Source organism: Guptibacillus hwajinpoensis, from assembly GCF_005144865.1.
Classification (GTDB): Bacteria; Bacillota; Bacilli; order Bacillales; family Guptibacillaceae; genus Guptibacillus; species Guptibacillus hwajinpoensis_A.
On record NZ_SWFM01000003.1, the window covers coordinates 40260 to 53849 of the forward strand.

A 13590-nucleotide genomic window follows, 5' to 3' on the forward strand; every position below is an offset into this window, starting at 1 on the left:
GGGTCCTTTTTCGTATGTGACTTGCTATAACCTATCAGTAAGGAAAAGTTCTTGACCTTCTTTTAGTTGGTTTAGTCCTCCCCATGAATAGTGCAATAATTATTACAGTAAAAATACTAATACCAATATAAAATATCAATTTGCTTGATATGGAAAAGGTATCCTTTTCTTTTTCTTTTGAAGCGGATACTACCTTACTCTGATCTTTAGTTGTTGATGATTCTGAATTAGAACTTGATAGCAATTCAGAATCAAGGGCTGATTTAATGGAACCAGTATCACTCTCTAACCTTCCAGAATCATTAACAGAGAGCTCCACCGCTTGATTATCTTGTTGAAAAAGCGTTATATCTTCGGCTAAAAAATATTCCTTACCATCCCGTTCTGCAAGCTCAGTTCCTTTTTCATATACGACTGGAGAAAAAGTATCAAAACCATAATTCAAAAGAGTTAACGTATCTTGATAAGCAATCTGATCGTCGGTTGCTTTCATTGTAACAGCAATTAATTCCTGATTTTCTTTAGTAGCTGTAGTAACGAGAGTAAATCCTGATTTTGAAACAAATCCATTCTTTCCACCTGTCACAAAATCATAATCAAGCAATAAACGGTGATGATTGATTAACGTTGTATTCCAATCTTCGCCGCTCCATTCAAGTTCTTTAACACCAAAAATGGATTTGAATTGCTGATTTTTCATTGCATATTGTGTAATCTTCGCCATATCTTCGGCAGTTGTCACATGCTGTTCGTTGAATAAGCCATGGGGGTTTGTGAAATGACTATTTTCCACTCCTACTTCCTCTTTTACAAACGTATTCATATCATCGGCAAAAGAGTCGACACTCCCGCTCAATTGTTCGGCAATTGCAATGGCAGCATCGTTCCCTGAGTTAACGAGCATACCCTTCACTAATTGTGCTAATGGAACCATTTCACCCTCTTCAAGGTATACTCTCGTTCCATCCACTTCTCGAGCTTTTTTACTGACTTCTGTTGAATCATTCATTTTTTCAGATTCTACTGCCATTAATGCTGTTACAATTTTTGTAATGCTCGCTGGGTACATTTCTTTTTGACTATTCTTCTCAAAGAGAACTTGTCCGGTCTTCCCATCAATGAGAATAGCGGTTTCACTTTTAACGTTTGGAGGTTGTTGAGCCAATAGCGTTTCAGGAAATAAAATAGCTGTCATGATGACTACGATGGTGATAAGCCAGTACTTTTTTGGAATCATGGATGCTCCTCTTTCTTTCATGCTATTTAGAGTGTTCGTGTTAGTTGCTAATGTGATGTCTAGTACAAAAGACCTGATCCGAACACTATTATAGCTAATGAGGAACAAATTTAATACTTCTATTTTCTTGTGATCGATACGATATGTATTATTATCATCATCTTATATAATTCTACCAAAATAAAAAACCGCTCAAAGCGGTTGTAAATTAACATGCATTAGATACTTTCCACTTCTCTACTACATCCTTCGGAGCACTCCAGCATAGCCAAGAAACTAAAACTTTGTTCCCTCCTTGTGAAACCATCCAGTACTCCCACCTTCTCTTATCAGCGTTTTGATACAAACCAGACTTTTTAACGAAACGCTCCACCTTGTCATCTCCTCCAGTACATTATCATTATGTAAGTTATTCTATGCTAACTAACTAAATCCTTTAAATATTCAGAATTCAATAGTTGTTATTCTACCATTATGTTCCTCTAATCTTGTTGCATATGAATTTACGTTGCTGAGCATCATATTAGTCAAGGAGGTGTACACAACATGGCAAACAATAATAGCTCAAACAATCTGGTAGTCCCTGGTGTACAACAAGCTTTAGATCAAATGAAGTACGAAATTGCAAGCGAATTTGGCGTACAACTTGGTCCAGACTCCACAGCTCGCTCTAACGGTTCTGTTGGAGGAGAAATTACAAAGCGTCTTGTCCAAATGGCTGAAAAGCAAATGGGCGGCGGAAGCTACTAATTATTAACCGAATAGCATGGTTATAGAAGGCGGAGAAATCCGCCTTCTTCTTATTCGTCAAGTAACTGTGAAGTTTGAACGGCATATTCGATCAGTTCTGATAGGTCACTTATTTGATCTTCATTTATACGTCGATTAAATTCCAGTTTAATGTGACTAGTTAGCTCTTCCTCTTGATCATGAACAAAAGAAACGGTTTGTTGAATTGATGGCCGATAACCCCAAATGCTTCTTATATCTTCCTCAATTTCAACACATTCCTCAGTATCTGAAATCGACACGTCAAAACTAATTTTAATTTCACACCCCGGGTTGCCATTTTCAAGCTGAAGCTGTTCAGCGCTAAAGCTTGCAAGATCCGCATATAGTCCAATGGTTACTTTAACATGTGGATTCTCATTAAATTGCACTTCATACATACGTGATAGTGATGCAAGGTCAACAAGATCCTTTCGATTAATAATCGAGATCTCTCCTTCAAGATCCCGATCATACAATTCACCTTCAAGAACTACTTTCACGTTCTCATAAATCGTTGGATCAAACATTCAATCCCCTCCTGCTTTTCAACTATACCATGAATTCAGGAGGACCATAAGTTAAGAACTAGACCGAGGATGAGAACGTGCAAATTGAATGAATGTTTCTTCATCACCGATCTCTCCACACGCTGCACACTGAATGCGCATCTCTGGGCCCTTATAAGCTAAATGAAATGGATCTGTGGCACCTTCTTCCATAACCGATACGACTTCACCAGATTCAGGATCCAGCTTTACCGAAGTTGCTCGTTGTTCAATTTTATTAAATCTCATTCGATTTGTTTTACACCTTGGACATAAATAAGCAGTCATTGTGTCACTCCCTTTTTCTATAGTGTTTCTCAACGATGGTAATTTTTATACACAAAATACGGTATGTGAAATTTCTAAAAAATTTATATACAAATCGAAAAAAAATAAACGAGCTGTATGCTCGTTTATTCAGCTTGTTCAAGTAACTTTTCAAGAACATACTCAATCGATTGGACACGCTCATTAAACTTCTTAGGTCCAGTATCTTTTTGCCAGGCAACTACGGATACCATTTCTAGATTTTCAAACGTATTTTTAATTTGAATTGGATACAAATACTTTGGCTTATTCTCCATTACCCATTCTCTTGCGAGTGGTTCCCATTCCTTTAGAAGCGCAAGTGTTCGATCGGCAAAGGGTTTTACTTCCTCATAGAAATTAACTTCATATTCATCTGATTTCGTCCTTGTCGCATATTGATGTCGAGCTTCTTCATTCATTTCTAATAACTCTTTCGTCAATCGTAATAGCTTATCTGTTTGTTTCATAACAGTCACTCCTATCACGTCTATCCTAACATAGAACGAGTCATAGACAACAAACAAAAAAACCTTATATCCCTCTTGGACATAAGGTCAGAAGTGAACCATTATACAGTTTCTAGAAGCTGAATAAACTCATGATCCATGGACGCTTTACTTTGCCCGACGACTGACCTACTGCCTCCTGAATAGACGTATGATCTTCAAGTTCAATTAACTTCTCTTCTAAAGAAGTTACTTTCTTAACAAGTTCATCAAGTTCTGACCGATGCTGAAGAACTTGCACCGTAATCACTTCATTAGCTTTTTCTTCTAACTGCCTCTCCAGTTGTTCTAATCTAACAGAAAAGCGATCAAGTCTTTGTTCAAATCTTTCCTGCGAAATAACCTTAATGTCAGAAGATTTTTCAGTTGAGCCCGCTTTTATTTTCTCCATTGAATATCCCCTTCGCAAATCATTTTTAATTGATTTTAACTCCTCCAAGGTTTCATTGGTGAATAAGAAGTGCCCTAGTTCATTTTTCTCACACGATAACTCAAAATACTTAACCCAGCGCTGAACAGTAGTAGGGTTTACACCAAGTTCATCTGAAACCTGCTTCGTTTTTAATAACATGCAATCCCATCCCTTCTGTCAATCACAAGCCTTAGCCTGTTATATTGTACTGAATATATTCGCCTTTTCTTAAGCAGTGCCTTCCACTCTGACAAAACTAGAACCGTTTCGGCAAAGGTAGTGGTTTACCGCTAAAGGGAGATGAATTCGACACGCTGAAAGAATGATTTTGTAACATCTGCTCACACTAATAAGAGGAGGTGAGATGCAATGAGCAAAAAGCAGAAATTAGAAAAAACAGCTCGAAAAAGACAACCTAATCAAGAAGAAACGAGAACAGGTTATGGCAATAAAAAAATTGAAGGTCCAGACCGCCCTTCAACCTAAGCGCAAAGTTATTCCCTGTGCTTTTGCTTCAATAAATTCTCAAATTCAATTCCAATTCTGATTTGACTTCTTTTCCCTTCGTACCAATCTGTAACTTCAATCTTGTCGGGCAGCGTTACTTCAGTATTTAGGAGTTTTTGAACGTAACGCTGTCCCCTATACCAGTTAGTCTTCTCTTCTTGGTGATGCTGAATAATCGGATAAACCATTCTCACCATAGGACCCTCTCGCCTTTTCCCCATATAACGCTCATAATCATACCGTGATCCTGTTGGATGAACTGTGGCTGAAAAATGATAAAATCCCTTAAAATATAACGGATGAAATAAAAGCGAACCAAGTTTTTTACCTAACTCGATTCGGTTCTTCGTATGTCGAAACCCACTTACTGACAAACCATATAAACTTCCTTTTACGGTAGGAAATAAAACTGTACTGAAATGAAACCAATCTTGCACGGTGAAGACCATAGAACGAAACACCTTTTTTGCATAAAGATGGTGTTGCAATAAAGGTTCTTCAATGACATGTTGCTCATTAATTATGAGTGCAAACATTAATCGTTTCTCATCACGCGTTAGTAAGAAAGATTCCCACTCCTCAAGCATAAATTCTGACACATCAAATGCCCTGCAGTAGTGCATGATTGATTCATTGCTTTCTTTGCTTTTTGCATAAAGGAGAAGCTGAGGTGCTGCGTCATGGAAGATCGTCCAATTAGCACGTTCATATGTTAGAAAAAGATGCTGCAATTGATCCTCTTCTAATACTCTTGGGAACCATTCTCCTTTTAAATCGCTCATACTCCAACCTGCATTTCTAGAAACCATAGATGCAAGAAATGCCCACTTGATTTCAGGGTGTTCATTATAAAAATTGTTGTAAAATACGGTACGTGAAATATTATCAACATTCCAAGTTGCTGTTATTTTCTTGATTTCCTTGATGATTTGCATTAATTTCTCATTCTCCATTTATTTTTCACCTGCTTGAAACATTTTTGTCGTACAACTCGTTATAATTAAAGTAGAATAGATTCAGTGCAGCTTTTACATAAGAAAGGATGATTATAATGCCGATTCGATATCCGAATGGAAAGCCGTACGTCCCTTCGGCCCAGAATCAGCTCGCAAGCCAGAAACAAAAATCATACAGCAATCGTGGAATGACACTTGAAGAAGATATTAACCAGAGTAATACGTATTATCTCTCAACAGGTAAAGCTGTTATACACAAGAAGCCTACTCCCGTTCAAATCGTGAACGTGGATTATCCGAAAAGAAGTGCTGCCGTCATTAAAGAAGCATATTTTAAACAAGCTTCTACGACCGATTACAACGGTGTTTATAATGGAAGATACATCGATTTCGAAGCGAAAGAGACACGCAATAAGACATCCTTTCCATTAAGTAACTTTCATGAACATCAAATCACACATATGAAACAAGTTCATGAACAAAATGGTATTTGCTTCGTGTTGCTTCGCTTTTCTATCACCGACCAGGTATTTTATTTGGATGCACCTCACCTCTTTGCATACTGGGAAACCATGAAAGATGGTGGCAGAAAATCAATTAAGAAGGAAGACATAGAGAACCAAGGTATATTGATTCCATATACATTTCAACCTCGCATTGACTATATGAAGATTATTGATAAAATGTATTTCAATTAATGAAGTTCTGTTTCGATTCATAAAATAAAGGATTGTTTCGAATCCTATAAAGAGTATAGGCTTGAAAGGCAGGAATAGTTATGAGTGATTATCAATCTCGTCAAGAACGACGTAAATCAAACAGCAAGAAAAAACCTCCTTCTAAAAAACGAGGAAAAAGCGGTATTTTCAAGAAAATCTTTCTAACACTTCTTATCTTATTTTTAGTTGGAATTGCAGCTGGAGGCATTACAGCTATAGCTTATATTAATAATGCACCAGAGCTCGATCCAGATGACCTCGCTAACCCACAATCTTCTGTTATCCTCGATAAGAGTGATGAAGAAGTTCAAACTCTAGCTGGTACTGATGCTAGAGAAGTTGCAAAGTTTGATGAAATTCCAGATATATTAAAAGAAGCATTTGTTTCTGTGGAAGATACTCGCTTCTACGAGCATTTTGGAATTGATCCTAGACGAATTGGTGGTGCGGTCTTAGCGAACATTACACAGGGCTTTGGCGCTGAGGGTGCAAGTACAATTACGCAACAAGTAATTAAAAACTCATTGCTTACATCCGAAAAATCGTTAGAACGGAAAGTACAGGAAGCTTATTTATCCGTTAAACTTGAACAGGAATATTCGAAAGATCAAATTCTTGAAATGTATTTAAATAAGATCTATTTCGGAAATGGTGCTTGGGGTGTCGTCGCTGCTGCTGATACTTACTTTGGCAAGAACCTTACTGAAGAAGATTTGACTCCTGGTGAAGCTGCATTGCTTGCAGGTCTTCCACAGCGACCTAGTTACTATAACCCTTATGAAAATCCTGACGCTGCAACAAAGCGCAAAAACATTGTTCTAAGTCTTATGGAAAAACAAGGCGTTATTACTGGTGAAGAATTAGATAAATACCAGGCTGAAAAAGTAGAAGATATGATTGTCGCAAAAAAAGAAGCCACAGAAAGTGATCAGTATAAGGTCTTCATGGATCAAGTTGTAAAAGAATTAAGAGAGCGTGACGATATTTCTGAAAAAGATATCTACTCTGGAGGCCTTAAGATCTATACGACCCTTGATACACGTGCGCAGGACATTACAACGGATGTAATCGCAAACTACCCTTATTCAAATGAAGACATGCGATCAGGTCTCGTGCTACTCGATACCAAAACTGGTTCTATTCGTGCAATTGGCGAAACACGTAAAGATGAAAACGTAATAACGTATGCGACAACTGGTAAATTCCAACCTGGATCTACAGCAAAGCCAATCATTGCTTACGGTCCAGCAATTGACAATATGCAGTGGTCAACAGGACGCTCCATTAAAGATGAACCGCTTAAAATTGGCGAAGCAAACATCCGTAACTGGGACAGAAACTATCGTGGACAGGTTTCTATGAGAAGAGCGCTTGAAATGTCCTACAACGTTCCTGCTGTTAACACATTCCTTGAAGTAGGAGAAAAACCAGCTCAGGAATTTGCTAATAAGTTAGGTATGGGGCTAGAGGATACAGACATGGTTCCTACTGCAGCGATAGGTACATTTAGTACGTCGCCACTCCAAATGTCAGGGGCTTATGCTGCTTTCGGTAATGGCGGAACATATAACAAACCACATACTGTACGAAAAGTTGTTTTCCCTAATGGCAAGGAAATTAATCTCGAGCCAGAATCAGTGAAAGCAATGAATGACTACACGGCTTACATGATTAGCGATATGTTGAAATCAGTAGTAAATACAGGAACAGGAACAGATGCTAAAATACCTGGGCTCCCTGTTGCTGGTAAAACGGGTACAACAAATCATCCAGAAGAGGTTGTTCAGTCACAAGGTTTTCCTACTTCTGGAATTGTAAGAGATGCCTGGTTTGCAGGTTATACTACCGAATACTCTATGGCCGTTTGGACTGGTTTCAATAAGCCAAATGCTCATTATCTTGACTCAGGAAAAGGCGAAGACGATACTTCAAAACTCTTGTTTAAAGAAATTATGAGTAAGGTGTCTGAAGGAATTAATACAGCTGACTTTAAAAAACCTGACTCTGTTGTAGAAGTTGGGGTTGAGAAAAGTACTGGCTTACTTCCTAGTGATTACACACCTAAAGATAAAATTGTGTATGAGCTATTTGTAAAAGGACATACACCAGAGAAAACATCTGAGAAATACAAGCAACCTGATGGTGTAACTGGTTTATCTGCTCAATACAACCCAGACTCAAACAGCATTTCACTTTCGTGGCAGCCTGGTGAGGATAAGAAATTCACATACAAAGTTGAGATGAGCGTCAACGATGGTGGATATCAATCCTTAACTGAAACAGGAGACACAAGCTTTACCATTGAAAATGCAGAAAAAGGTAGCAAATATAACTTTAAAGTAACAGCAGTTACTGAGGCTGGCGTCTCTACCAAACCTGCTGAAACCTCTGTTTCTGTTCCAGCAGAAGCTGAACCAGAGCCTGAGCCTGAAGAAGAGAACCCTGCTGACGAAGAAGGCACTCCTCCTGAGGAAGGTAATGGAGAAGGCGGTAATGATGGCCAAGATGGTGAGGCTAATCAGGGAGAAGAACCTCCTGCTGATAATAATAGTGGGACACCAGATGAGAATGGTAATAATGGAGGCCAAAATGATGGCCAGGGTAACACAGGGTCTGAAAATGGAACTGGCTCTGATACAGGGTCTGGAAATGATACTGGAAACTCAGGATCTGATTCAGGGAATGGTAATGATGGAACTAGTTCAGACACCCAGTCCAATGCACCAGCTTCAGACAGTACGACACCTAAAAATCAAGACGAGTAATCGTTCAAAACTAGAGAAAAGCCAAACCTTATAAGGTTTGGCTTTTCTTATGGTTATTTTCTTTATTTCTTACACTATAGTCGTTCAACACAATTCGCTTTCCATTTCTTATGCATCTCTTCTATCAGCTGATCTAACAGGATAAATGAGACGTAATGATCTGGTAGATCGAAAAGATGTTGGATACGCTCTTTTCCATTTAAAGGTTTAACAGGTAGAGTGTCAACTATCTCTTTCCATGTACCCGGAGATGCTCGTAGACCATTTATCCAAAATAAGACTTCTAGAAAATATCCAATTTGTGCTGTCATTTCAGTTGTTACATTACACTTACTTCGCTCTCCGAACAGTTTACCCAGTTGAGGATTAATTACTTTCCAATCCATGAAATACTGGTTTAGATAAGTATCTGGTGCTTCCCATGGTTTATCTGTATGTTCTCCTCGTTCATGCATGACTTCAAAAGAAAGCGGAAGACGTCCCTCACGTCGCTTAAGTATACCTATCCAATCAGATTCCATAAAGAAGAATGAGTGATGTAGTTCGTTAGATAAAACTCGTCTATCGTCCATCTCGTACGCGCTGCTTCATTCGCTTTTGACCTTCACGACAGAGATCTAGCAATGGACATATATCGCATTGTGGTGACTGGGCTTTACAATGGTACCTTCCAAAGAATATGAAACGGTGATGAGACACTGCCCACTCTTCTTCAGGTATTTTTCTCATCAATGTTTTTTCGACTTCGAGCACAGAATCCTTCCACCTGCATATACCAAGTCTTTTGCTAACTCGCTCTACATGTGTATCAACGGCAATGGCTGGAACATCAAACGCTACTGAAGCTATGACATTAGCTGTCTTGCGGCCTACTCCTGAAAGCTCCATAAGCTCTTCTCTCGTTTCAGGCAATGAACCCTGGTACTGTTCTACGACTGTACGAGCAAGCTTTTTAATGTTTTTTGCCTTATTTCTAAAAAGACCGATTCGCCTAATGTCATTCTCTAATTCTTCAATAGGTGCCTCAAGGAAGTCTTCTGGTCCCTTGTATTTAGCAAACAATCCTGGGGTTACTTTATTTACAAGGGCATCTGTACACTGAGCAGATAATACAACTGCGATAGCAAGTTCAAACGGGGTAGAATGGTTTAATTCACAATGTGCATCGGGGAACATCTCCCCCATAGTGTCAAGAACACTTCTAATTTGGACTTTTGTAAGCAATTTCAGCATTCCTTTCTTATAAAAAAAAGCGGAAGTCGTGCTTCCGCTTTACGCTAATTTCTATCGACCAAGCCAGTTATAAATTGGAGCACTTTGGCCTGAATCATTTTTGGAATCAGGTTTGGAAACCGGTGTTTTCTTGTCATACTGATGTTTCCTAAATTTCTCGCCATAGGACCTCGCTTGATCCACTGTTTTAATTCCGTTTCGTTTCCATTCAAATAAAATGCGATCAATATATCTAAAGTTAAGTTTACCGGCAAGGACAGACTCTTTTAGAGCTGCTTTAATAAGTTCTGAGTCATGTTTATCTCCATCAATCCACATAGCTAGCGTTTCACATTCAATCGGTGACAGAGGTCTAGCAAATTCACGTTCAAAAAGCGTATATAGACTTTCTTCACTTTCTATGTTTTTGGCTGCAGATTTTTCTGCCTCTTCTTGTTCTATTGCACCAAAAATCCGATCCCAAAGTGGAATAAGGGAATATGCTTCTGAATAATAGTTTTTGTCTTCATTTCGGTGTTCTTCAATTGTAAGTACACCTTTTTGCATTAACTGTTGAATTTTATCTAAACACGCTTGCGGTGAATAAGTCATAGCTGATGCAAGCTCTTCTGGTGTAGGAAATGAGTTTCCCTGTTCAATGAAGCTGTGTAGTTTAATTAGAAAAAAAGTATCTTCCTCATGTAGACCAATACTAGCGTAGTAATTAAGAAGCAGTCTCGGTACTGAGAAATGACCTTCATTCAATATATGAATCATGTGTTCCTTCTTCATCCCATCCACCTCTACCTTTCATTATAACATGCGGGCAATTTGTGAAGGGAGTATAAAAATTTAGAGCACAATAGATGCCTTGAATTCCTATATCCTCTATTCATTTCTACCTGTATGATATCAAGTATAATAACTTCCTCATATAAAGACGCCTCTTTCACTAAGAAAGAAGCGTCAGCTTTGTTATTCTATCACGGATAAAGACGATTTAAAAGGCGCGGGAATGGAATTGTTTCACGAACATGTTCCACACCAGAAAGCCATGCAACTGTTCGTTCTAATCCTAGGCCGAAACCGGAATGTGGAACTGAACCATAACGACGAAGTTCAAGGTACCATTTGTATGCATCATCCGTTAGGCCATGTTCCTCATAACGCTGCTCAAGAAGCGCAAGGTCATCAATTCTTTGACTTCCGCCAATAATTTCACCATAACCTTCAGGTGCAATTAAATCTGCACACAACACAACGTCCTCACGCTCAGGATCTGGTTTCATATAGAATGCTTTAATATCTTTTGGATAGTTTGTAATGAAAACTGGCTTCTCAAAGCTTTCTGCAATCGCCGTTTCATGTGGGGCACCAAAGTCTTCTCCCCACTCGATGTCTGTAAAGCCTTTATCCTTAAGAAGGGTAATCGCATCATCGTATGAAATACGTGGGAAAGGTGCTTTAATTGCTTCTAGTTTTGATAAATCACGTTCAAGTGTTTTAAGCTCCATTTGACAGTTATCTAATACAGACTGAACAAGGAAGCTTACATACTGTTCTTGAACTTCAAGACTCTCCTCATGATTCATAAACGCCATCTCAGGTTCAATCATCCAGAACTCAATTAAATGACGACGTGTCTTGGACTTCTCTGCTCGGAATGTTGGCCCAAACGAGAAGACTCTTCCAAACGCCATTGCAGCTGCTTCCATATAAAGTTGACCACTTTGTGAAAGATAAGCATCTTCCTCAAAGTACTTTGTATGGAATAAATCAGTTGTTCCTTCAGCAGAGCTACCTGTTAAAATTGGCGGATCAATTTTAACGAAATCATTCTCATTAAAGAATTGGTACGTTGCTCGGATAATTTCGTTTCTAATGCGTAGAATAGCATTTTGACGGCGCGAACGGATCCAAAGATGGCGGTTATCCATCAAAAATTCTGTTCCGTGCTCTTTTGGTGTAATTGGGTAGTCAACAGCTTCATGAATTAATTCAACGTTGGTAACTGTAAGTTCATAACCTGATTGTGAACGATCATCTTCACGAACAATTCCAGTTACCCATACAGAAGACTCTTGTGTCAGGTTCTTCGCTGCTTCCCATGCCTCTTCTGAAACTTCTTTTTTTACCATAACGCCTTGAATAAATCCAGTTCCATCACGAAGTTGTAGAAACTGAATCTTACCACTAGAACGCTTATTATGTAGCCATGCGCCAATTGTTACAGACTGTTCAACCTGTTTATCTACATTTGAAATCGTTGTTTTCACTGCTAATTTCCCTCCAACTAATTAAGAAAAGCGATCGCACCGAACACCTACCTCCAATTGACATTTTCGGTAGATGTCTTGCATCGTATGATCGCTTTATATTGTTAATGTTTTCAAATCGAAATGTTCAATCTATATTATACCGATTATTTGATTATACAACAACTTGCTTAGACAGCTTGTTTCGCTTTAACAAACCGCTCAATTCGATGTATAGCTTCTTGAATAACATCTAATGAAGTAGCATAAGAAAGTCTCACGTTATCAGGGGATCCAAAACCGGATCCTGGTACAAGTGCGACCTTCTCTTCTTCAAGAAGTCCTTTTACAAAGTCATCGACAGAATTGAACCCAGTTTTCTCTGCTGCTTCTTTCGCATTAGGGAAAAGATAGAAAGCGCCTTGTGGCTTAACACAAGTAAATCCTGGAATGCGATTCAACTGATCGTAAACGGTATTGAGTCTTTCTTCAAAAGCTTCTTTCATTTCTGCCACAGGTTCCTGTGATCCTTCATATGCTGCAAGTGCTGCATATTGAGAAATGGAGGTAGGGTTTGATGTTGAATGACTTGCAAGGTTTGTCATAGCTTTAATGATTTCTTTTCTACCTGCAGCGTATCCAATTCTCCAACCTGTCATAGAATGTGATTTTGAAACTCCGTTAATGATAATTGTTTGTTGCTTTAATTCATCAGAAAGCTGAGCAATTGAAGTATGCTCTGTTCCATCATATACGAGTTTCTCATATATTTCGTCTGAAACAATTATAATGTCATGCTTTAAGCAAAACGCACCAATTTCCTTTAATTCTTCAGGTGTATAAATAGAACCAGTTGGGTTTGAAGGTGAGTTAATGATGACAGCCTTTGTTCTAGTTGATACAGCTTTCTCGAGTTGATCAACTGTCACTTTAAATGATTGATCCTCTTTTCCCTCCACATAAACTGGATGACCCCCCGCAAGCTTTACCTGTTCAGGATAACTTACCCAGTATGGTGTTGGGATGATGACTTCATCACCTTCATCAAGAATAACTTGAAATAACGTATATAGAGCATGCTTTGCTCCAGTGCAGACGATAATTTCTTCAGGATTATAGGATATATTTTGATCCTGTTCAAACTTGGATATGATACTTTCTTTAAGTGGAAGAATACCACCAGCAGGTGTGTACTTTGTTAATCCTTCATCCATTGCTTTTTTAGCTGCTTCTAAAATGTGTAGTGGTGTATTGAAGTCTGGTTCTCCAGCACCAAGTGCAATTACATCGTGCCCTTCTGCTTTTAACGCTTTGGCTTTAGCTGTAATTTCCAGTGTAGCAGATGGCGTAAGAGCCGCGACTCGCTTTGATAAATTCATATTGATTCCTCCCATTG

The 13590-nt window shown here is 38.6% G+C and carries 14 protein-coding genes; 3 read left to right on the forward strand and 11 right to left on the reverse strand.

The features are described from left to right. Window positions 1-34 precede the first annotated feature (34 nt). On the reverse strand, window positions 35-1237 hold the full coding sequence (locus tag FBF83_RS11020; RefSeq protein ID WP_169525394.1) for a D-alanyl-D-alanine carboxypeptidase family protein: 1203 nt from the start codon (window positions 1235-1237) through the stop codon (window positions 35-37). Between the two features lie 546 nt (window positions 1238-1783). Here FBF83_RS11020 and FBF83_RS11025 point away from each other — a divergent pair. Continuing rightward, window positions 1784-1987 (forward strand): alpha/beta-type small acid-soluble spore protein, encoded by a 204-nt coding sequence (locus FBF83_RS11025; RefSeq protein WP_136947226.1) that lies wholly within the window; start codon window positions 1784-1786, stop codon window positions 1985-1987. A gap of 50 nt (window positions 1988-2037) precedes the next feature. Here the strand turns inward: FBF83_RS11025 and FBF83_RS11030 are convergent, their stop codons facing one another. The 5 genes from FBF83_RS11030 to FBF83_RS11050 all read right to left on the reverse strand — a co-directional run bounded on the left by FBF83_RS11030 (window position 2038) and on the right by FBF83_RS11050 (window position 5240). Beyond that, window positions 2038-2535: a hypothetical protein gene (locus FBF83_RS11030; RefSeq protein WP_136947227.1), complete on the reverse strand. Its 498-nt coding sequence runs from the start codon at window positions 2533-2535 to the stop codon at window positions 2038-2040. Window positions 2536-2586: 51 nt separating this feature from the next. Continuing rightward, window positions 2587-2841 carry a DNA alkylation repair protein gene (locus FBF83_RS11035; RefSeq protein WP_136947228.1) on the reverse strand — a complete coding sequence of 85 codons (255 nt, stop codon included), beginning with the start codon at window positions 2839-2841 and terminating at the stop codon, window positions 2587-2589. 125 nt (window positions 2842-2966) lie between these two features. Next, on the reverse strand, window positions 2967-3329 hold the full coding sequence (locus FBF83_RS11040) for a YppE family protein (RefSeq protein WP_136947229.1): 363 nt from the start codon (window positions 3327-3329) through the stop codon (window positions 2967-2969). 112 nt (window positions 3330-3441) lie between these two features. After that, window positions 3442-3939 (reverse strand): MerR family transcriptional regulator, encoded by a 498-nt coding sequence (locus tag FBF83_RS11045; RefSeq protein WP_136947230.1) that lies wholly within the window; start codon window positions 3937-3939, stop codon window positions 3442-3444. Window positions 3940-4274: 335 nt separating this feature from the next. Beyond that, entirely contained in the window at window positions 4275-5240 is a 966-nt protein-coding gene (locus FBF83_RS11050; protein WP_240688075.1) for a DUF2515 family protein, read from the reverse strand. 98 nt (window positions 5241-5338) lie between these two features. Between FBF83_RS11050 and recU the strand changes: the two genes are divergently transcribed. Both recU and FBF83_RS11060 read left to right on the forward strand, forming a co-directional pair. Continuing rightward, window positions 5339-5941, forward strand: a complete 603-nt coding sequence (recU, locus tag FBF83_RS11055; RefSeq protein ID WP_136947231.1) for a Holliday junction resolvase RecU — start codon at window positions 5339-5341, stop codon at window positions 5939-5941. An 80-nt stretch (window positions 5942-6021) separates the two neighbouring features. Beyond that, a complete protein-coding gene (locus FBF83_RS11060) occupies window positions 6022-8727 on the forward strand; it encodes a PBP1A family penicillin-binding protein (protein ID WP_136947232.1) in 2706 nt (901 codons plus the stop codon). A 74-nt stretch (window positions 8728-8801) separates the two neighbouring features. Here the strand turns inward: FBF83_RS11060 and FBF83_RS11065 are convergent, their stop codons facing one another. The 5 genes from FBF83_RS11065 to FBF83_RS11085 all read right to left on the reverse strand — a co-directional run bounded on the left by FBF83_RS11065 (window position 8802) and on the right by FBF83_RS11085 (window position 13573). Continuing rightward, window positions 8802-9299 carry a YpoC family protein gene (locus FBF83_RS11065; RefSeq protein WP_136947233.1) on the reverse strand — a complete coding sequence of 166 codons (498 nt, stop codon included), beginning with the start codon at window positions 9297-9299 and terminating at the stop codon, window positions 8802-8804. Beyond that, entirely contained in the window at window positions 9289-9951 is a 663-nt protein-coding gene (gene nth, locus FBF83_RS11070; protein WP_136947234.1) for an endonuclease III, read from the reverse strand. The genes FBF83_RS11065 and nth overlap by 11 nt, the downstream gene beginning before the upstream one ends. Before the next feature lie 60 nt (window positions 9952-10011). Then, window positions 10012-10731: a DnaD domain-containing protein gene (locus FBF83_RS11075; RefSeq protein ID WP_136947235.1), complete on the reverse strand. Its 720-nt coding sequence runs from the start codon at window positions 10729-10731 to the stop codon at window positions 10012-10014. A 191-nt stretch (window positions 10732-10922) separates the two neighbouring features. Next, window positions 10923-12215 (reverse strand): asparagine--tRNA ligase, encoded by a 1293-nt coding sequence (asnS, locus tag FBF83_RS11080; RefSeq protein WP_136947236.1) that lies wholly within the window; start codon window positions 12213-12215, stop codon window positions 10923-10925. A gap of 170 nt (window positions 12216-12385) precedes the next feature. Next, entirely contained in the window at window positions 12386-13573 is a 1188-nt protein-coding gene (locus FBF83_RS11085) for a pyridoxal phosphate-dependent aminotransferase (protein WP_136947237.1), read from the reverse strand. Between the last annotated feature and the right edge of the window lie 17 nt (window positions 13574-13590).

Coding starts and splice junctions, on each gene's coding strand:
- FBF83_RS11020 (WP_169525394.1), bottom strand. CDS start 1,237: ATGATTCCAAAAAAGTACTGGCTTATCACCATCGTAGTCATCATGACA.
- FBF83_RS11025 (WP_136947226.1), top strand. CDS start 1,784: ATGGCAAACAATAATAGCTCAAACAATCTGGTAGTCCCTGGTGTACAA.
- FBF83_RS11030 (WP_136947227.1), bottom strand. CDS start 2,535: ATGTTTGATCCAACGATTTATGAGAACGTGAAAGTAGTTCTTGAAGGT.
- FBF83_RS11035 (WP_136947228.1), bottom strand. CDS start 2,841: ATGACTGCTTATTTATGTCCAAGGTGTAAAACAAATCGAATGAGATTT.
- FBF83_RS11040 (WP_136947229.1), bottom strand. CDS start 3,329: ATGAAACAAACAGATAAGCTATTACGATTGACGAAAGAGTTATTAGAA.
- FBF83_RS11045 (WP_136947230.1), bottom strand. CDS start 3,939: ATGTTATTAAAAACGAAGCAGGTTTCAGATGAACTTGGTGTAAACCCT.
- FBF83_RS11050 (WP_240688075.1), bottom strand. CDS start 5,240: ATGGAGAATGAGAAATTAATGCAAATCATCAAGGAAATCAAGAAAATA.
- recU (WP_136947231.1), top strand. CDS start 5,339: ATGCCGATTCGATATCCGAATGGAAAGCCGTACGTCCCTTCGGCCCAG.
- FBF83_RS11060 (WP_136947232.1), top strand. CDS start 6,022: ATGAGTGATTATCAATCTCGTCAAGAACGACGTAAATCAAACAGCAAG.
- FBF83_RS11065 (WP_136947233.1), bottom strand. CDS start 9,299: ATGGACGATAGACGAGTTTTATCTAACGAACTACATCACTCATTCTTC.
- FBF83_RS11075 (WP_136947235.1), bottom strand. CDS start 10,731: ATGAAGAAGGAACACATGATTCATATATTGAATGAAGGTCATTTCTCA.
- FBF83_RS11085 (WP_136947237.1), bottom strand. CDS start 13,573: ATGAATTTATCAAAGCGAGTCGCGGCTCTTACGCCATCTGCTACACTG.